The sequence below is a fragment of the Streptomyces venezuelae genome (genome assembly GCF_008642275.1).
GTDB classification, from domain to species: domain Bacteria; phylum Actinomycetota; class Actinomycetes; order Streptomycetales; family Streptomycetaceae; genus Streptomyces; species Streptomyces venezuelae_E.
Genome location: NZ_CP029189.1, coordinates 4,521,132 through 4,539,736, shown reverse-complemented (window position 1 = coordinate 4,539,736; position 18,605 = coordinate 4,521,132). Strand labels below are relative to the sequence as shown.

14 protein-coding genes are annotated in these 18,605 nt (G+C 73.1%); 3 read left to right on the top strand and 11 right to left on the bottom strand.

Going from position 1 to position 18,605, the window contains the following annotated elements; translation table 11 throughout:
- Positions 1–72 precede the first annotated feature (72 nt).
- Complete coding sequence (locus DEJ51_RS20255; protein ID WP_150258827.1) at positions 73–771, bottom strand: LuxR C-terminal-related transcriptional regulator; 699 nt, start codon at positions 769–771, stop codon at positions 73–75.
- Positions 768–2,063, bottom strand: a complete 1,296-nt coding sequence (locus DEJ51_RS20250; protein WP_150258826.1) for an ATP-binding protein — start codon at positions 2,061–2,063, stop codon at positions 768–770. The genes DEJ51_RS20255 and DEJ51_RS20250 overlap by 4 nt, the downstream gene beginning before the upstream one ends.
- A 131-nt stretch (positions 2,064–2,194) precedes the next feature.
- On the opposite strand from DEJ51_RS20250, the gene DEJ51_RS20245 reads away from it, so the two are divergent.
- Both DEJ51_RS20245 and DEJ51_RS20240 read left to right on the top strand, forming a co-directional pair.
- Positions 2,195–3,523 carry a PspC domain-containing protein gene (locus tag DEJ51_RS20245; RefSeq protein WP_150258825.1) on the top strand — a complete coding sequence of 443 codons (1,329 nt, stop codon included), beginning with the start codon at positions 2,195–2,197 and terminating at the stop codon, positions 3,521–3,523.
- Positions 3,510–3,734, top strand: coding sequence for a hypothetical protein (locus tag DEJ51_RS20240; protein WP_150258824.1), 225 nt, complete (start codon positions 3,510–3,512; stop codon positions 3,732–3,734). The genes DEJ51_RS20245 and DEJ51_RS20240 overlap by 14 nt, the downstream gene beginning before the upstream one ends.
- Here DEJ51_RS20240 and DEJ51_RS20235 read toward each other — a convergent pair.
- The 4 genes from DEJ51_RS20235 to guaA all read right to left on the bottom strand — a co-directional run bounded on the left by DEJ51_RS20235 (position 3,680) and on the right by guaA (position 8,047).
- Entirely contained in the window at positions 3,680–4,195 is a 516-nt protein-coding gene (locus DEJ51_RS20235; protein WP_150258823.1) for a TQO small subunit DoxD, read from the bottom strand. The genes DEJ51_RS20240 and DEJ51_RS20235 overlap by 55 nt on opposite strands.
- Positions 4,196–4,213: 18 nt before the next feature.
- Positions 4,214–5,470 (bottom strand): hypothetical protein, encoded by a 1,257-nt coding sequence (locus tag DEJ51_RS20230; RefSeq protein ID WP_190620505.1) that lies wholly within the window; start codon positions 5,468–5,470, stop codon positions 4,214–4,216.
- 102 nt (positions 5,471–5,572) lie between these two features.
- On the bottom strand, positions 5,573–6,334 hold the full coding sequence (locus tag DEJ51_RS20225; protein ID WP_150258821.1) for a class II aldolase/adducin family protein: 762 nt from the start codon (positions 6,332–6,334) through the stop codon (positions 5,573–5,575).
- A gap of 126 nt (positions 6,335–6,460) precedes the next feature.
- Positions 6,461–8,047 carry a glutamine-hydrolyzing GMP synthase gene (guaA, locus tag DEJ51_RS20220; RefSeq protein ID WP_150258820.1) on the bottom strand — a complete coding sequence of 529 codons (1,587 nt, stop codon included), beginning with the start codon at positions 8,045–8,047 and terminating at the stop codon, positions 6,461–6,463.
- Positions 8,048–8,339: 292 nt separating this feature from the next.
- Here guaA and DEJ51_RS20215 point away from each other — a divergent pair, with 292 nt between their 5' ends.
- The gene (locus DEJ51_RS20215) at positions 8,340–8,603 is read left to right on the top strand and encodes a chorismate mutase (protein ID WP_030763088.1); all 264 of its coding nucleotides are present in this window, start codon (positions 8,340–8,342) and stop codon (positions 8,601–8,603) included.
- Positions 8,604–8,867: 264 nt separating this feature from the next.
- On the opposite strand, the gene DEJ51_RS20210 is transcribed toward DEJ51_RS20215, so the two are convergent.
- The 5 genes from DEJ51_RS20210 to DEJ51_RS20190 form a co-directional block, all read right to left on the bottom strand.
- Positions 8,868–10,550, bottom strand: coding sequence for an LPXTG cell wall anchor domain-containing protein (locus tag DEJ51_RS20210; RefSeq protein ID WP_150258819.1), 1,683 nt, complete (start codon positions 10,548–10,550; stop codon positions 8,868–8,870).
- Between the two features lie 166 nt (positions 10,551–10,716).
- A complete protein-coding gene (locus tag DEJ51_RS20205; protein WP_150258818.1) occupies positions 10,717–12,504 on the bottom strand; it encodes a GMC oxidoreductase in 1,788 nt (595 codons plus the stop codon).
- A gap of 11 nt (positions 12,505–12,515) precedes the next feature.
- Positions 12,516–14,147, bottom strand: coding sequence for a succinic semialdehyde dehydrogenase (locus DEJ51_RS20200; RefSeq protein ID WP_150258817.1), 1,632 nt, complete (start codon positions 14,145–14,147; stop codon positions 12,516–12,518).
- A 103-nt stretch (positions 14,148–14,250) separates the two neighbouring features.
- Positions 14,251–15,909, bottom strand: coding sequence for a serine/threonine-protein kinase (locus tag DEJ51_RS20195; protein ID WP_150258816.1), 1,659 nt, complete (start codon positions 15,907–15,909; stop codon positions 14,251–14,253).
- Between the two features lie 125 nt (positions 15,910–16,034).
- Positions 16,035–18,554 carry a protein kinase gene (locus tag DEJ51_RS20190; RefSeq protein WP_150258815.1) on the bottom strand — a complete coding sequence of 840 codons (2,520 nt, stop codon included), beginning with the start codon at positions 18,552–18,554 and terminating at the stop codon, positions 16,035–16,037.
- Positions 18,555–18,605 lie beyond the last annotated feature (51 nt).

The window sequence follows — 18,605 nt, the reverse complement described above, 5'->3', positions numbered from 1 at the left end:
CGCGCTCCTGGTTGCCAGGTCGGCCTGCGGCGTGGGTCACACCGCAGGTCAGACGTCGGACCGGGGACGGAATCAGACCAGGCGGCGGGCCGTCGCCCAGCGGGTCAGCTCGTGCCGGTTGGAGAGCTGGAGCTTGCGCAGGACGGCCGAGACGTGCGACTCGACCGTCTTCACCGAGATGAAGAGCTGCTTGGCGATCTCCTTGTAGGCGTACCCGCGCGCGATCAGCCGCAGCACCTCGCGCTCGCGCTGCGTGAGCCGGTCCAGGTCCTCGTCGACCGGCGGCGCGTCCGTCGAGGCGAACGCGTCGAGCACGAAGCCCGCCAGCCGCGGCGAGAACACCGCGTCCCCGTCCTGCACGCGGAAGACCGAGTCCACCAGGTCGGTACCGGTGATGGTCTTGGTGACGTACCCGCGCGCACCGCCCCGGATGACCCCGATGACGTCCTCGGCCGCGTCCGACACCGACAGCGCCAGGAACCGCACCGGGTTCTCGGCGGCCGCCATCAGCGGGGCGCAGCGCCGCAGTACCTCGACGCCGCCGCCTCCGGGCAGGTGGACGTCGAGCAGGACCACCTCGGGCCGGGTGGCGGTGATGACGGCGACGGCCTGGTCGACGTCGGCCGCCTCGCCGACGACCTCGACGCCCGTCCGGCCCGTCTCGCCGATCTCGGCCTGCACCCCCGTACGGAACATCCTGTGGTCGTCGACGAGCACCACCCGGACCCGCCTGGTCTCCCCCACGCCTGCGCTTCCTCCGGCCTCGGTCATGCTGTGTTCGCCGCCCTCTCCATCTCCAGCTCGACTTCCGTGCCGCCGTCGGGCGCGGACCGCAGTCGTGCGGTCCCGCCGTTGCGCTGCATCCGGCCGATGATCGATTCTCGTACGCCCATGCGGTCGCCCGGTACCGCGTCGATGTCGAAACCGGGGCCCCGGTCCCGTACGGACACGAACACCGTCTGCCCCTCCACCTCCGCGTACACCTGTACGGGGCCGCCCTCGCCACCGTACTTGGCGGCGTTGACCATCGCCTCGCGCGCGGCCTGGATCTGTGCGGCCAGCCGCTCGTCGAGCGGGCAGTCACCGACGACCACGACCTCGATCGGGACGCCGTGGTGGTCCTCCACCTCGGCGGCGGTCTTCTTCACCGCCTCCGCGAGGGTGGCCGGCTCCTCCGCCTCGTCCTTCCCGGTGCCCTCCGGCTTGTAGAGCCAGTTCCGCAGTTCGCGTTCCTGCGCCCGGGCGAGGCGGCGCACTTCGGAGACGTCCTCCGCGTTGCGCTGGATCAGGGTGAGCGTGTGCAGCACCGAGTCGTGCACGTGGGCGGCGACCTCGGCGCGCTCCTGGGCGCGGATGCGCATCAGCCGTTCCTCGGACAGGTCCTGGGTCATCCGGATCAGCCAGGGGCCGGCGAGCAGCGCCACGCCGACGAGGACGGCGAGGGTGGCGGTGAGGACGTTGCCGAGCTGTGCGGCGGAGCCCCGTACGACGATGAAGACGGTCAGGCCCACCCCGACCAGGGCGACGCCGGCCAGGGCCCGCGCGACCTGGAAGAGGCGTCCGTGCCGTCCGGCGGCCGTGGACCAGTGGGCCCGGCGGGCGTTGTCGGCCTGCCGCCACACGAGCACGACCCCGGCTCCGACCAGCAGCGTCGGCCACACGTACCGGCCGGACGCGCCGCCCATCTGGACCTTGGAGATGAAGATGCCCGCACCGATGAACAGGGCGATCAGCGCGGTGATCTGCCCGCGGTCGGGTTTGCGCAGCCGGCGGGTGCCGTCGGGGAGGGTCTCGAAGAAGGAGCGGTGTCCGGTCCGGCCGCCGACGCCGAGCGGCACGAAGACCCAGAACGCGGCGTACAGCAGCACGCCCAGCCCGTCGCCCCACATGAACAGCAGGAGGAACGCCAGGCGGACCCAGCCCACCGGCAGCCCGAGGTGCCCGGCGAGACCGCGCGCCACACCGCCGAGCATCCGGCCGTCGGCGCTGCGATAGAGCTTGCGCTGCGGCACCTCGTCGGCGTCCGGTGCGTGCGGGGTACGGGGAGCGGCGGCTACGGGCATGTCACCAAGGGTCACACGCCCGGCGGGGGCCGGTCATCAGGGCATCCCCCCACTTGTACCGGGGGGATATCAGGGTTGCACCAGGGTAGGGCCGGATGCCGGTCGCTCCGGCGGGCCGTCACCATGGACCCATGACCGAAGTACACGACGCCCCGCCGGCCGAGCCCGGGGCCCCGCGGGCCGCCGACGCCCGGCCGCCCCTGCGCCGCAGCAAGCGCGACAAGGTCCTCGCGGGCGTGTGCGGCGGTCTCGGCCGGTACTTCGACCTGGATCCGGTGGTCTTCCGGATCGTCCTCGGTGTCCTCGCGGTCACCGGCGGCGTCGGTCTGATCTTCTACGGCTTCGCGTGGCTGCTGCTCCCCCTGGAGGGCGAGGAGGACAGCGAGGCGAAGAAGCTGCTGACCGGCCGGGTCGAGGGGGCCACGCTGGCGGCGGTGTTCGCCGCGCTGGTGGGCTGCGCGCTGTTCCTGTCGATGCTGGACAACGGCGGGCTGGCGGCCTTCTCGGTACTGGTCGTCCTGGCGCTGGGCGGGGCCTCGTACTGGTCGCAGCGCAACCGGCACACCTACCGGCCCGAGGCGCAGGCGGCGCCCGATCCGGCCGGTGGCGCCCCGCGCGCCGCGCACTCCCCCGCCCCGCCGGAGACGCAGGCGCCGCCCACCCCCGGCGGCCCCTCCTGGTGGCGGGACCCGCTGGTCAAGGACGGTACGACGGGTCCGGTCGGCGGGACGGGATACCTGTGGGGGCCCGACGACGCGGCGGATCCGGTGGTGACCGGCGGCACCCCGGCGGCGGCCGCGAAGGCTCCCGTCGCCCCGGCCCGCCCGCGCGGCGGCATCGGCGGCCGGGTGTTCGTGCTGGCGCTGCTGGCCGGGATCGCGGGGACCGCGGCGGTCTGGGAGGGCAACCCGCTCGGTGAGGCCCTGCAGACCGGGCTGGCCGCCGCGCTGATCGTCTTCGGCCTGGGCCTCGCGGTCAGCTCCCTGCTGGGGCGTACCGGGTTCGGCACGATCGTGCTGGCCCTGTTCACCGCGTGCCTGCTCGCTGGCGCGGCCGCACTGCCCCGGCAGATCGGCACGGACTGGCGGGAGGTCGAATGGCGTCCGGCCGCGGTGGCCGACGTGAGGCCCGTGTACGAGGCGCGCACCGGGCTCGCCACGCTGGACCTGAGCCGGCTGGACGTCCCGAAGGGCACCACCGTGGCCGTCGAGGCGTCCATCGAGGCGGGCCGGCTCAAGGTGGTCCTGCCGCGGGAGGTCACCGCGCTGGCCGATGTCACCATCCATCGGATGGGCGACGTACAGATGCCCGGGGACCGCGCGGACCGGATCGAGCGGATCGGCGGGCAGAACCGTACGGAGACCCTCGCGCCGGCGGCCGGCACCGAGGCCGGCGGGACGATCGAGCTGCACCTCGGTGCGGACTTCGGACAGGTGGAGGTGGCCCGTGCGGCGTCATGAGTTCCAGCCGGGACGGCTGATCGCGGGACTGGTGCTGGTGGTGGCGGGCGGGCTCTACCTGGTGGAGAGCACCGGCGGGGCGGACCTGCCCTGGTTCGCGGTCCTCCCGATCACCGTGGGCGGGCTCACCCTCGCCGCGCTGGTCGGGCTGGTGACCTACGCCGTACGCCGGGACAGGCGCGAGCGGATCACCGAGTCCAGCGACAGGTAGGGCGCCCCGGCGAGGATCAGCGGGGTCCACGCCACCATGTAGATCAGGTCGTTGCCGTAGTAGTACGGGGTCACCGCCCACGACACCGTGAGCCACAGGCTGAGCGCGATCAGCGCCCCGCCGACGGCCGCGACACGGGTCAGCAGGCCGGCCAGGGTCCCGAGGCCGACCAGGATCTCCCCGGTGGCCAGGGCGACGGCGAAACCGACGGGCGAGTGGAGCGACATGTCCACCAGGGCGGGGATCGCGGAGGTGTCGCGCACCCCGCGCATCATGTCGCCGATGGAGCCGTCTCCGGAGGCGGAGAGGAACGCCGGGTCGGTCAGTTTGTCGATCCCCGCGTACACGAAGGTCACGCCGAGGAAGAGCCGCAGGGGCAGCAGCGCGTGCCGGGAGGCCAGCTCACGCAGCCCCACGACGTCGCGGGGGGCGTCGGTTTCAAGAACATCGGTTCGGTTCACGGGACATGTGTACCCCGATCACTCGGCAACATCGATGGTGCAGCGGTTGGATTCCACCCCTGCGGCCGTGACCACCTGGATCTCCACGCGCCCCGGCTCGACCTCCGCCGGGACCGGTACGGTCAGTACGGCGTCGGAAGGATTGGTGAATCCGCCCGCCACCGGGACCAGCGGCACGTGCACGTGGACCGCCCCGATCCGTACGACCAGACGGGCCAGCATCTCCGGCGTCTGCGCCCCCGGCGGCACGAATCCCACGCCCCGGATCTCGATGTCGTCCCCGGGGCGGACGGCCGCGTCCAGATCCCCGGGCTCCCGTCTGCGCACCACCGACAGCACCAGCGGACGGCTGCCCTCCGCGTACTTCGCCGCCAGGTACACGGCGGCCGACAGGGCCACCAGCAGGGCCAGGGCCCAGGGCAGCTGCGGCAGCCGGTCGGGGAAGCGCGCCAGCGAGGCCGCCGCGTAGGCGAGCACCACCGTCGAGACGAGCACGTACTGCGCGTCCGGGAAGCTCCCGCGGCCCGCGTCGTCCGTCAGGAGGTCCGCCCCGCGCGGCCGGTCGGCCGGCAGCTTCTGCAGCCGCTGGCCCATGATCCGTACGCAGACCACCCGGCGCACCAGCACCGCCACGGCCGAGGTCAGCGAGACCACCGCCAGCAGCGGCAGGGCCCGGTCCAGCGCCAGCCCCGCGTAGAGTGCCTGCCGCTCGGGGCCGGGCGCCGAGGCGGCCAGCCGCAGCGCGGGCAGCAGCGTGGCGAAGGCCGTCAGCACCACCCAGGCACTGGGCACCGCCTTCGAGGTGGACAGCCGGTTGTCCTCACCGACCAGCGGCGCCAGCAGGCCGCCGCGTACGGACTGGGCGCGGGCCGCGACCGTGAGCAGTCCGGCCAGCACCAGGGCCGCCAGCAGCCCGGCGGTGCGCGCCGTGGACCAGCCGGTGCCGAGCGCGGCGGCGACCTGGACCAGCAGCAGGACCCCGGCGGCGATCCAGACGGCGAGGACGGCCCGCCGGGAGAACAGGTACAGCCAGGAGTTCCCGGCTTCCCGGCCCCGGTCGGCGACGGTACGGGCCGACAGGGTCAGCTCGTCGGAGACCCACTGGCGGGAGGCGCCGAGCGAGTGGGCCACGGCGGCCGGCACGCCCTGCCCGGAGGCGAACTCGTCGCGCTTCTCCACGAACGCCGTGACCGCGCGGCGGTGGCCTTCGCGGGCGCACTCGTCGCAGGCGCAGGCGCTGGTATGGGTACCTCGGGACATCTCTTGGACAGCCACGTACGTGCCGCCTCTCTGAACTACGGGGCAATGCCAGCGAATTGTGCACCACTGCGGCAGTGCTCCGGATTGCGCACGATGTCAGAGCAGGTGATTAACGGTTCATGATGTTGACGCCACCAGCTCTCTGAGTGGCTGGTAGCTCACCCAGGCGGCCAGATCGGACCCGAACCGCCCCCGGGTCAGCACCGCGGCGCGGTGGTCGATGGGCACCGGTTTCCCGGCGGCCCGGGCGATCAGCTGCACCTGTGCGGCCCGTTCCGCCTCGATGAACCACCAGACCGCGGCGTCCACCGAGTCCCCTACCGTCAGCAGCCCGCGGTTGCGCAGGACCAGCGCCTTGTACGGGCCGAGCGCGAGCGCGGTCCGCTCCGGCTCGCCGGCCCCGTAGTACTCGTCGAGGAGCGCGTGGTCCTCGTAGAAGGCACAGGCCTCCTCGGTGATCGGGGCCAGCAGCTCGCCCAGGGCCGCGAGGGCCCGGCCGTACGGGCCCTGCGCGCGGACCACGGCGACCACCTCGGGCCGCCTTCGGTGGACCGCCGCGTGCACGGCGAAGGCCAGCTCGTTGACGCGGCGCCCGCCCCGGACGACCCGCCCGTTCCCGTCGACCAGCAGCAGGTCGCCGGCGGTGAGCGCGGTGAAGGCCCGGCCGAAGGGGTTCACCCAGTAGCAGTCCTCGAACTCCGGGTCCCGTGCGGTGATCTGCCCCGCCACCCCGTCCCCGTACCCGAGGCGCCCGAGGAGCCGCAGCGCCTCGGCGAGCCGCTCCTTGCGGTGGGCGCGCGCCGCGTCGACGGTGTCGTGCACCGGCGGCATCTCGAAGGCGAGCCCCTCGACGGGCACGGGTTCGGGCTGGTCCGGCATGGGTGCTCCTTCGAACGGCTCGGTTCGCCGCGCAAGGTACCCGGGGGCCCGCCAAGTGGCCAGAGGAACGGCGAAGCCGCCGCCCGCTGGTGCGGGACGGCGGCTTCACGGCGATCCGGGTGGGGACTACTCCCACTCGATGGTGCCCGGGGGCTTGCTCGTGCAGTCGAGGACCACCCGGTTCACCTCCGGCACCTCGTTGGTGATGCGGGTCGAGATCCGGGCGAGGACCTCGTACGGCATGCGCGTCCAGTCCGCGGTCATCGCGTCCTCGGAGGAGACGGGGCGCAGCACGATCGGGTGGCCGTAGGTGCGGCCGTCGCCCTGGACGCCGACACTGCGGACGTCCGCGAGCAGCACGACCGGGCACTGCCAGATCTCACGGTCGAGACCGGCCGCGGTCAGCTCGTGGCGGGCGATCGCGTCGGCCTCGCGGAGCAGGTCCAGGCGCTCCTTGGTGACCTCGCCGACGATGCGGATGCCGAGGCCGGGGCCGGGGAAGGGCTGGCGCTGGACGATCTCCTCGGGCAGGCCGAGTTCCTGGCCGACCATCCGGACCTCGTCCTTGAACAGCTGGCGCAGCGGCTCGACGAGCTCGAACTCGATGTCGTCGGGGAGCCCGCCCACGTTGTGGTGGGACTTGATGTTGGCGGTGCCGGTGCCGCCGCCGGACTCGACGACGTCGGGGTACAGGGTGCCCTGCACGAGGAAGGCGACCGCGGGGCCGTCCTCCTGGAGGATCTCCAGCTGGGCCTGCTCGAAGACGCGGATGAACTCGCGGCCGATGATCTTGCGCTTGGTCTCCGGGTCGGAGACGCCGGCCAGCGCGGTCAGGAAGCGCTCCTGCGCGTCGACGACCTTCAGCTGCACGCCGGTCGCGGCGACGAAGTCCTTCTCGACCTGCTCGGTCTCGCCCTTGCGCATCAGGCCGTGGTCGACGTAGACGCAGGTCAGCTGGGAGCCGATGGCCTTCTGCACGAGGGCCGCGGCGACCGCGGAGTCCACGCCGCCGGAGAGGCCGCAGATGGCGCGCTTGTCGCCGACCTGCTCGCGGATCGCCGCGATCTGCTCCTCGACGATGTTGCCGGTGGTCCAGGTGGGGGCGAGGCCGGCGCCGCGGTAGAGGAAGTGCTCCAGGATCTGCTGGCCGTGCGTGGAGTGCATCACCTCGGGGTGGTACTGCACGCCGTACAGCTTCTTCTCGTCGTTCTCGAAGGCGGCGACCGGGACGACGTTCGTCGACGCGGTGACGGTGAAGCCCTCGGGGGCGGCGGAGCAGGCGTCGCCGTGGGACATCCACACGGACTGGTTCTCGGGGGTGCCCTCGAAGAGGGTGGAGCCGGCCTTGGAGACGGCCAGCGGGGTGCGGCCGTACTCACGGGCGCCGGTGTTGTCCACCTGGCCACCGAGGGTGACCGCCATCAGCTGGAAGCCGTAGCACATGCCGAAGACGGGGACGCCGGCCTCGAAGATCGCGCGGTCGAGCTGGGGGGCACCCTCCTCGTACACGGAGGACGGACCGCCGGAGAGGATGATCGCCTTGGGGTTCTTGGCCAGCATCTCGTCGACGGGCATCGAGCTCGGCACGATCTCGCTGTAGACCCGTGCCTCGCGGACGCGGCGGGCGATGAGCTGGGCGTACTGGGCGCCGAAGTCGACGACGAGAACCGTGTCCGGGGCGCTGTCGTGGGCGGCGGAGGGTGCTTCTGGCACGGGGCGGCCTTCCGGCGGAAGAGGTGGCTGTTTTGTCGATTCTAACGGGGGACGCCAGGCCCCTTTCGTCTCACCATCCGAATCGGCTTGGCCCCGGGGCCGGGGGAAGGCAATAATCCCTTCCATGCGCAAGCAGCTGAGCTTCCTCTTTACCTATGGCACCGGTCGGTCCGGTCGCCATGGGTCCTCGTGATGCTCGCTTGAGCCACTGACTTCCCGAAGCGCCCCGGTCCGACAGGACCGGGGCGCTTCGCGTTTCCGCTCCTGTCGGCACAGACCACCAGGAGAGACCATGACCACGATCACCACCACCCCCGAGCAGCTGATCGCCGACTCCCGCACGCGCATCGACGCACTCGACGACCGGATCATCGGCCTGATCCAGGAGCGGATGGCGGTCTCGACCGTCATCCAGGACGCCCGGATCGCTTCGGGCGGGCGCCGGGTGCACCTGTCGCGCGAGATGGAGGTGCTCTCCCACTGGAGCGATGCGCTCGGGAAGCCCGGTACCGCCCTCGCCATGACCCTGCTGGAGCTGTGCCGGGGGCGCGTGTGACGGCTGTTCGTCACCCGTCCGGACCGTGACCGGCCCCGGGGCCCTTCGTTGGTGAGGGTGTCCGCGACAGCCAGCCGCGGGACCGCAACACCACGCGTGGATCCGCTGGAGCGATGAGACGCACGCCCCGTGGAGCGTGCGTCGTGGGACCTCGCTCCTTCGCGTGACCGGACGGCAGGGGACAGCAGCCCGGTCACCCCGTAGAGGACGACCGGCCCAGGGGACGCCCCGGGCCGGTCGTTCTGCGTTCTCGCGCGTACGCCGTTACGCGTGCCCGCCCGCCTTGCGGCGGAACGCCACGAACAGCCCGCCGCCGACCGCCAGGAGCACGGCGCCGCCGAGCGCGATCGCCTGGGCGGAGCTGCCGGTGGAGGCGAGGCCGCCGCCCGCCGTGACGCCCGTACCGGTGGCCGAAGCGCTCGGCGTCGCGGTCGCAGTGGGCGTCGCGGAACCGGTCGGGGCCGGGGAGCCCGTGGTGGTGGCGGTCGGGGTCGGGGACGGTCCGGTGCCCTTCGCGTTGATCACGAGAGCCGCCGTGTCGTTGGCGTGGTTCGGGTCCCAGCGCTGGCCCGTGGTGCCCTGCGGCGTCCCCCGGCCGACCGTGATCGAGCCCTTGGCGTCCGCCACGACCTTCTCGATCTTCAGCTGGAACGGGTAGGCGAACGCCTCCCGTTCCCCGACGACGTGGCCGGTGGAGCAGAAGTAGCGCGGCGCGCCCAGGGCCTGCTCGCGGTCACGGCCGTCCGCGTCGACCCCCCTGCAGCCGGCCGGGACCCTGGTGACCCTCGTACCCGCCGGGATCACGATGTCGGTCCGGGCCACGTCCTCACCGGAACGCAGGTGGGCGACCCACGCGGGACCGTTGTTGCGGAAGCCGAAGTCGGCGTCGACCGTGTCGCCGGCCTTGCCGCCCAGTGACACGCCCGTGGCCACCAGGTCGGCGGTGTTCCTCGTCGTGAAGTCGAACTCCTGGATGTTGTTCCTGGGGTCGAGGTCGTTCGCCTGCGGGGCGGCGGACCGGGCCGAGGCCTTGGGGGCCTGCTTCGCCGCGGCCAGCCTGTTGCCGCCGGCCCGCTTGTCGGCGCTCGCGGGCGCGCGGTTCTTCGCCGCCTTCGGTGCCTTCGGCTGGTCGCCTGCCGCGTACACCGCGTAGGTCAGGCCGTCCATGAAGGCGTGCGGGGCGGCCTTGAGCGTCAGCGGTCCGTCCACGCCGTAGAGCGCGCCCGGCTCGTACTCGCCTTCCAGCAGGCACTGCACCGTGCTCCAGCCCGAGGGCCGGCCCGCGGTGGCGTCCTCGGAGTAGGAGCAGTTGTCGTACTGTTCGAGCAGGTCGATGCCGTGCGTGGTGCGCATTTCGAGCACCACGCCGTCGACGGGGTCCGTGCCCTCGTTGGCGAAGACGATCGACAGGTTCTGCTCGTCGCCCGGCTTCAGGTCCGCCTTCAGCCTCGCCCGCTCCAGGACCAGGTCGGGGCCGCCGACGCGCACCTTGGTGGTGGCGGCCTTGAAGGTGGCGCCGTCCGCCGTGCCGGTGAGCGTCAGGTCCGCGGTCGCACCGGCCTTGCTGTCCTTGGCCGCGCTGACGTCCAGCTTCACGACGGTGCTCTCGCCCGTCCACAGCGCCCAGCGGTTGCAGGTCACGGCCGTGGCCGTGAGCTTGCAGTCCGTCTCCCGGCCCTTGGCGAGCGCCACGTCGGCGACGCCCTTGAGGGCGCTCAGGTCGATCGTGAAGGTGCTCTGCCGGTCGAACGTCCTGGCCGAGTCGTTGACGACCCGGAACTCCACCGAGGTCTTCTGCGGCTCACCGCTCTGCCCGGGGTGCGGGCGCAGACCGATCCCGGCCGGTCCGGCCAGGGTGAGGACGGGGTCCGCGGCGTGTGCGGGAGTGATGGCCGGCCCCAGGGCCACGAGGGCGCCGGCAGCCAGCAGCGAGATGCGCTTTCTCATGCAGCCGTTGACTGCCGAACGTCAGTCGCAGTTGCACACTTCACTGTGTGATCGACACCACAGCCCGGCACCGCGGATTCCGGTACAACCATCAAGGCTGAACATCTGTCACGTATGTACCGCGGTGGGTACCGCGCTCGGAGGGGGAGCGCGGTACCCACCGCTGTCATCCGGCCGGTTCCGGATCCCGTGGGGGGACTTCGGGGACCGCCAGGAAGGGCAGCCGCAGCGCGCCGAACGCGTCCTTCGGGACGGCCGCGCGGACCGGCTCCACCGCGTCCAGGCGGACATACACGCCCCCCTGCTCGGGCCGCGGGTCGCGCTCACCGTTGTTCGGCCAGTACGACATCGCCCGTTCCGCTTGCGCGGTGATCGTCAGCGACGGGTTCACCCCGAGGTTCGCGGATACGGCCGAACCGTCCACCACCGAGATGCCCGGGTGCCCGTAGAGCCGGTGGTACGGGTCCACCACGCCCTCTTCCGGCGAGGCACCGATCGGGCAGCCGCCCAGGAAGTGCGCGGTCAGCGGGGTCCCCATCAGCTCGCCGACGTTGCTGCCCGGGAAGCCGTTGATCTCCTCGGCCAGCAGGGTCGCCGCCTGCGTGGCCTCCGCGATCTGGACCGGGTTCGGGGCACCGTGGCCCTGTCGGGCCGTGAGCAGGCCCTTCCCGATCCCGCCGGGCCTGCGGTACGTGGTGAGCGAGTTGTCCAGCGACTGCATGACCAGGCCGATGATGGTCCGCTCCGACCAGCGCCGGTTGGACAGCGAGCGGACGAACTGCAGCGGGTGCCTGGCGCTCCGCGCGAACCAGGCACGCACCCGGTGGGCGCTGTACGGCACCTGCAGGACGGTCATGAACCCCATGGCGTTGGAGCCCTTGCCGTAGCGGACCGGCTCGATGTGCGTGTCGGCGTTGGGGTGCACCGAGGAGGTGATCGCCACGCCCCGGGTGAAGTCGGCCCGGCGGTCGCCCCCGTGCAGTCTGCGGTAGCGGCGGTCGTCGGTCTGGGCGCCGATGATGCCCTCCGAGTTGGTCCGGGTCAGGTCGCCGAGGCGCGGCGAGATCCCGGGCAGCTCGCCGCGGTCCTTCATCGTGTGCAGCAGGGTCTGGGTGCCGTACGTGCCCGCCGCGACGACGACGTACCGGGCGCGCAGGACCTTCGCCCGGCCGCGCCGGCGGCCGTCGGTGGGGACGGTGCGGACGCGGTAGCCGCCCTCGGGGTGGTCGGAGAGCGCGGTGACGGTGGTCATCGGGTGGATGACGGCTCCGGCGCGCTCGGCGAGGTGCAGGTAGTTCTCGTTCAGGGTGTTCTTCGCGCCGTGCCGGCAGCCGGTCATGCACTCGCCGCATTCGGTGCAGGCCTTGCGGGCGGGGCCGGCGCCGCCGAAGTACGGGTCGGGGACCTCGTCCCCCGCCCGGACCTTCGCCTGGCCCTGGCCGTCGTCGCCGTCACCGAAGAAGACGCCGACCGGGGCCATGTGGAAGGAGTCCCCGACGCCCATCTTCTCGGCGGCCGCCTTGAGGTGGACGTCGGAGGGGGTCATGGTCGGGTTGAGGCGCACCCCGAGCATGCGTTTGGCCTGCTCGTAGTAGGGGGCGAGCTCGCCCTGCCAGTCGGTGATGGAGGCCCACTGCCGGTCCTCGAAGAAGGCGGCGGGCGGCACGTACAGCGTGTTGGCGTAGTTGAGCGAGCCGCCGCCGACCCCGGCTCCCGCGAGCACCATCACGTTGCCGAGCAGGTGGATCCGCTGGATCCCGTAGAGCCCGAGGGCCGGGGCCCACAGGTAGTTCCGCAGGTCCCAGCTGTTCTTCGGCAGGCTCTCGCGGGTGAAGCGGCGGCCGGCCTCCAGGACGCCCACCCGGTAGCCCTTCTCGGTCAGGCGCAGCGCCGAGACCGATCCGCCGAAGCCCGATCCGATGACGATGACGTCGTAGTCGTACGACTCAGACACGGTGCTGCCCCTTAGCGGAGTCGGAGGGCCTTCATGACCTTGAGGCTGCGGGTCATGAACGCCGCGTACTTCTCGTCGTCCATGCCCAGCGAGGGCGCCATCGGGAGCAGCCGCTGGTGGGCGACGGTCTGGGCCTCGGTGTACTTGAGGATGCCCTCGGAGCCGTGGCGGCGGCCGAGGCCGGAGTCCTTCATGCCGCCCATGGGTGCCTGGGCGCTGCCGTAGGCGGGGGCGTAGCCCTCGTTGATGTTGACGGTGCCGGTGCGCAGGCGGGCCGCGACGGCGTGGCCGCGGCGCGAGTCCTTGGTCCAGACGCTGGAGTTCAGGCCGTAGGCGGTGGCGTTGGCCTCGGCGATCGCCTGGTCCTCGTCGGTGAAGCGGTAGATCGAGACGACGGGGCCGAAGGTCTCCTCGCCGCACACCGCCATGGGTGCCTCGACGCCGTCGAGGATGGTGGGCTCGTAGAAGAGCGGACCGATGTCGGGGCGGGCGGTGCCGCCGGCCACGAGGGTGGCGCCCTTGGCCACGGCCTCGTCCACGTGCCGCTGTACGGTCTCCAGCTGGCGCTCGCCGACCAGGGAGCCCATGTCGGCGCCGTACGCGAGGGAGGCGCCGAGCCGCATGGCCTTCGTACGGGCGGCGAACCGCTCGACGAAGGCGTCGGCGATCGAGGCGTGGACGTAGAGCCGCTCGATGGAGATGCAGAGCTGCCCGGCGGAGGAGAAGCAGGCGCGGACGGCGCCCGCGGCGGCCTTCTCGATGTCGGCGTCGTGCAGGACGAGCATGGCGTTCTTGCCGCCGAGTTCGAGGGTGACCCCGACGAGGCGGTCGGCGGCGCCCCGGGCGACCTCGCGGCCGGTACGGGTGGATCCGGTGAAGGAGACGTAGTCCGCGTGCCGCACCACCTCGGGGCCGACGACGGGGCCCTCGCCGAGCACGATCTGGAAGACCTCGGCGGGCAGTCCGGCCTCGATCAGCAGGTCGCGGGCCCACAGGGCGGTCAGCGCGGTCTCGGTGTCGGGCTTCATGACGAGCGCGTTGCCCGCCACGAAGGCGGGCAGGGCGTCGCCGACCGACAGTTCGAGCGGGTAGTTCCAGGGGGCGATCTGGCCGACGACCCCGCGCGGCTGGCGCAGCTCGGTGACCTTGGTGAGGGTGGGCATGGCGCCGGTGTGGCCCTTGGGGCGCAGGTAGCCGGGGGCCTTGCGGCCGTAGTGGCGGGCCGAGACGGCGACGGCCTGGACCTCCTCGTGCGCGTGCAGGCGGGCCTTGCCGGTCTCCAGCTGGATCAGGTCGAGGACCTCGGCCTGCCGGTCGAGGACCAGGTCGTGGAAGCGCAGCAGGACCGCCGCCCGCTTGGCGACGGGGACCGCGGCCCAGGCGGGCTGGGCGGCGCGGGCCCGGTCGAAGGCCTCGGCCACGTCCTCGGGGGTGGCCTCCGGGAGCTCCGCCAGCCGGTCCCCGGTGAAGGGGGTGTGGTTGGCGGTGCGGCCGGATCCGATCACTCCGCGGGTCAGCCGGGCGACCAGGTCGGGGGTCACCACGTCGGCCGCGGTGCGGGCACCGGCCGGGGCCGCGGCGACCGGGTTGGTGGGCTGCGGTGCGGTGCGGAGGGGGGCTTCGGAGGCCTGCGAGTCCGTCATGCCGGTGAGCGTATTGCGCCGGACAGCCTTTGGGTACCCGCCGGTAACCGGATTTTGCCTTTTCCGCCAGTGATCGCTGGCAGGATGCCCGGATCGGTGCCGATCAGGGCTTCTTGGCGGGCGGCTCCCAACCGCTGAGCACGACGTCGAACTGCTGGCGGGTCTTGTCCCAGTCGGCGACCGGGCCCGCCATGTAGATCGCGTACTCCGTCTCGTCCGCGGCGACGTACATCTGTTCCCTGGCCCGGCGCGGGCCGGGGTGGCTCTGCTTCTCCGTCCAGCTGAAGTCCCACAGCGCACCCCGGGTGCTGCCGCGGAAGGTGTTCTGGTTCAGCTGGTGCTTCTTGTAGTCCGTCCGCTTCGCCACCTGCGCCTCCAGGTCCAGCAGGTGCGTGTACGGGTCCTTGTAGTCCGGGCTGGGGTCGGCCGCGATCCGGATGAGGTGCTTGCCGTCGTCCGGGGTGTAGTCGATCTGGTCACCGTTCGCCTGGCGCTTCCAGCCCTCCGGAACGAACAGGGTGAAGCCCACGATCGGATCGACGACCCTGGTGTAGCCGGCCGGCGGGGTCGCCGCCTGCGGCTTCCCGTCGTCGCCCGACGGTCCGCCGGTCGAACTGGCGACCTTGTCCGGGTCGCCCTCCTTGCCCTGGTCCCCGGTGTACTTGAGCACCCCGAACACCCCGCCGCCGCCGAGCAGCGCCGCCACCAGGGCCACGACCACGGCGCGCCCGCCCCAGCCCCGGGCCGGGTCGGGCGGGGAAGCGGGTGTCGCCACCGTCGCCGTCGTGGGCGGGCGGGTGGGGGGCTCCGGCAGCGCGGTCGTCCGCCCGGCCTCGCCCTGATGCGTCGGCGTCCCGGCCGGCTCCTGCGCCGGGGCCAGCTCCTCCGGGGTCACCGCACGCGTGGGCACGTACGCCTGCGCGGACTTCGGCTCCCGGCCCTCCATCGCCTCCAGCAGCATCCGCTCGGCCTCCTCGGCCGAGGGGCGCTCCGTCGGATCCTTGCGCAGCAGCGAAGTGATCACCGGACCCAGCACCCCGGCCTGGCGCAGTGCCGGAGGCTCGTCGTTGACCACGGCCTGCAGGCTGGAGATGGGCGACGTACGGCGGAACGGAGAGCGCGCCTCCACCGCCGTGTAGAGCGTGGCGCCCAGCGACCACAGGTCGGAGGACGGGTCGGGGACGCCACCGGTGACCCGCTCGGGGGCCAGGTAGTCGATCGAGCCGACGATCTCACCGGTACGCGTGATGGACGAGTCGCCCTCGATCGCGGCGATCCCGAAGTCCGTGAGCAGCACCCGGCCGTCCTTGGCGAGCAGCACGTTGCCCGGCTTCACGTCACGGTGCAGTACGCCGACCGCGTGCGCGGCGCGCAGCGCGCCCAGCACGTGCAGGCCGATCCGGGCCGCCTCGCGGGGCTCGATCCGCCCGGCCGCCTTGGCCGCGTCCGCGAGGGAGGGCCCGTCGATGTACTCCATGACGATCCACGGCCGGTCGTCGTGCTCCAGGACGTCGTGGACGGTGACGACCGCCGGGTGCTGGATCCTGGCCGCGGCCCGGGCCTCCTTCTGCGTCCGGGCGTGCATGACGTCCCGGTCGGCCTGGGCGACGTACAGACCCGCCGTCAGTTCCTTGACGGCGACGGTCCTGTGGAGCAGTTCATCATGCGCACGCCACACCTTGCCCATGCCGCCCCGGCCGATCGGCTCGACGAGCCGGTACCGGCCCGCCAGCACGGCGCCCCCACCTGTCTGCTGTTCCACGAAATCCCGCCGCTCTCTGCACTTCAGGCCAGATTACGGAGCCCGGAGGGGCTGCCGGAACCGCCCGGGCGCCGAAAGACGGCACTGTGACGCAATCGCCGTACTGATCGGTCGTCAGTATCCGCTCAACCACCCGCCTTGTAACTCGCCGTGGCCTTCTCGAAGACCTCGGTGACCTTGGACTGCTCGTCCTCCGGACCGGTGACCAGGACGACGTGGTAGCTGCCGCCCAGTGCCACGACGAAGTTGCGGGCGAAGACGTTGCGGCCCGTCCCGTCGATCCACGTGTACCGGCCCGTCGCGCGCAGTTGCTGGCCCACCTTGGTGGTCTTCACGTCGCCGACGGTCGACCAGGTGGACGTCCGGTAGGGGGTCAGTTCCGGCTCCTTGTCCTTCTGGTAGGCCGCCGGATCCGGATTGCCCGAGACCTTGTCACGGCCGGGGACGACGGTCAGCACGAACTGCCCGTCGGTGTACCGGACCTGACCGGACTCATTGATTCCGCGGCGCTCCCAGCCATCGGGCACGACGATCTCGAAGTGCTCCGGGTCCTGCTGGGTGGTGTAACCGGCCGGGGCGGGGGCCGGGGCGGCCGGGGACCCGGCGGGCGCCGTGGTCTGCGGAGCGGGCGTGGACTCGGGCGCGCCCGAAGGAACCCGGGAGGGGCTCGGCTTCGCCGGCGCCTGCGCGGTAGCGCCCTGCGAAGCGCCCGCGGGTTCCTGGTCGGCGGCCCGGGGCAGGAACAGCATCGCGTACGCCACCCCGCCGGCGAGCAGGACCAGGATCCCGACGAGCAGGGTCCGCCCGAGGGCGCGCGGCTTCCGGGGGCCCGCGGGATTGCGGTGGCGCCCGTGCACCTCACCGCGGCGGCGTACGACCGGCAGCCGCGCCGGATCCGGCTCCGGCATCGGAAGCGCCCCGAACCCGGCGTCCGGCTCGGGCGCGGACCGTACGAGCGACCGCAGCCAGCCGCGGAGTTCCTCGAAGTCGGGCCGCTCGGTGGGGTCCTGGCGCAGCAGCGACTCCACGACCGGGCGGAGCGCGCCGCACTCCTCGGCGAAGGCGGGCGGCTCCGCGCAGACCATCTCGACCAGCTCGGCGACGCTGTCCTCCGGGTACGGGGCGTGCCCCTGCACCGCGCGGTAGAGCAGCGCGCCGAGCGCCCAGAGGTCGGTGGCGGGCCCGACGGGGGCCGCGAGCTGCCAGTGCCCGTGCACGGGGCCGGCCTGCTCGGGGGCCCACCGCTCGGTGACGGCTCCGACGACGGCCATCCGGGTCTGCCGCGCGCGCTCGGCGTCCAGGCCGCTCCGCGGGCCGGACCAGCCGTCGCCGGTGGCCCGCGGCGGGCCGGGGGCGTGCGTGGCGGGGGCCTCGGCCTGGCGGTAGCCCTGGGGAAGGGCGAGTCGGGCCGGCAGGGCGGGGCGCTCGGGCGGTGCCTGCGCTGCCCGCTCCGGCTCCGGACCCGGCTCCGGACCCGGCTCCGGACCCGGCCGCGGCACGGGGGCGGGCACGGGGTCGGGCGCCGGGTCGGGTTCCGGTTCCGGGGCCGGCGCGGGGAGCTCCGCCCGCCGGGGGGTCGCCCCGTGCCAGGGGGTGGCGGCTTCCGGGCCTCCGTACGGGTACGAGTACCCCTGCGGGAGGGTCGATCCCTCGGGGCGGTGCTCCGGCGGCGCACCGGCCTCGATCTCGGCGGCCTGCCCGGCCCGGCGCTCCTCGATCACCCGGGCGGCGGCCGCCCGCGCCCCGGCCCGGTAGGCGGCGACGACCCCGGCCCGCGCGGCGGCCTGGAGTTCGGGACGGTCCTGCGGGCGACCGGGGGTGATGTGGTCGGTGTAACGGGGCCCGGTGTCGTATCCGGGGGCCACGAGCGGCGCGTACGCCACGTCCGGCGGGCCGGCGACGGCGGGATCCGGTCCCTGGTCTCCCGGCTCCGGGTCCCGAGCCGGGAGCTGGGGCTGAGCCGGGGCACGGGCCGGACCGGGGGCGGGGACCACGGGAAGGACCGGGGCGGCGGGAGCGCCCGGGGCGGCCGCGGTACCCCACCCCGCTCCTGCTCCGCCGGTGTCCTCCGCGTCCGGGACGGGGTCGTACCCGCACAGGGCCTCCTCCGCCGCACCGGCCGCGAGGCCCGTCAGCACGACACGGCCGTCCTCGCACACCAGCACCGTCCGGACGGTGATGTTGCGGTGCGTCCAGCCGTGCGCGTGCAGCACCCGCAGCGCGGTCAGCACGTCCGACGCCACCTCGGCGGCCCGGTAGGGGCTCAGCGGTTCATCGGCAATCAGCGCGGCCAGCGGCCGGGCCGGGACCAGTTCGCTCACTATCCACAGCGACTCGCCCTCGGCGAACACGTCGAAGACCTGGTCCAGCCGCGGATGGTCCGGAATCGAGGCCGCGGCCTGCGCCGCCTCGATGGCGCGGCGCACGGCCGGCAGGTCGGCGGACGTGCGGCGCGCGGCCGGGACGGCCCGCGGCCCGTCCAGCAGCTCCGCGTCCACGACTTCCGGTAACGGCACCTGCCGTACCAGGACTTCCTGCCCGCTGCGCGTGTCGAAGGCGCGGGTCTCCGTCAGTTCGTACTCGTCGGACGGCGGCAGCGGCAGGCGGTAGCGGCCGGCCAGGATCCGGCCCGCGTACTCCTCCACATCGCCTCCCCCGAGTGCGGCGGGCTCCCCATGGCCCCTCTGACACGATAC

Bases quoted from the DNA above. Each gene is read 5' to 3' on its own strand.
- DEJ51_RS20255 (WP_150258827.1), bottom strand. From the start codon at position 771: ATGACCGAGGCCGGAGGAAGCGCAGGCGTGGGGGAGACCAGGCGGGTC.
- DEJ51_RS20250 (WP_150258826.1), bottom strand. From the start codon at position 2,063: ATGCCCGTAGCCGCCGCTCCCCGTACCCCGCACGCACCGGACGCCGAC.
- DEJ51_RS20245 (WP_150258825.1), top strand. From the start codon at position 2,195: ATGACCGAAGTACACGACGCCCCGCCGGCCGAGCCCGGGGCCCCGCGG.
- DEJ51_RS20225 (WP_150258821.1), bottom strand. From the start codon at position 6,334: ATGCCGGACCAGCCCGAACCCGTGCCCGTCGAGGGGCTCGCCTTCGAG.
- DEJ51_RS20215 (WP_030763088.1), top strand. From the start codon at position 8,340: ATGACCACGATCACCACCACCCCCGAGCAGCTGATCGCCGACTCCCGC.
- DEJ51_RS20210 (WP_150258819.1), bottom strand. From the start codon at position 10,550: ATGAGAAAGCGCATCTCGCTGCTGGCTGCCGGCGCCCTCGTGGCCCTG.
- DEJ51_RS20200 (WP_150258817.1), bottom strand. From the start codon at position 14,147: ATGACGGACTCGCAGGCCTCCGAAGCCCCCCTCCGCACCGCACCGCAG.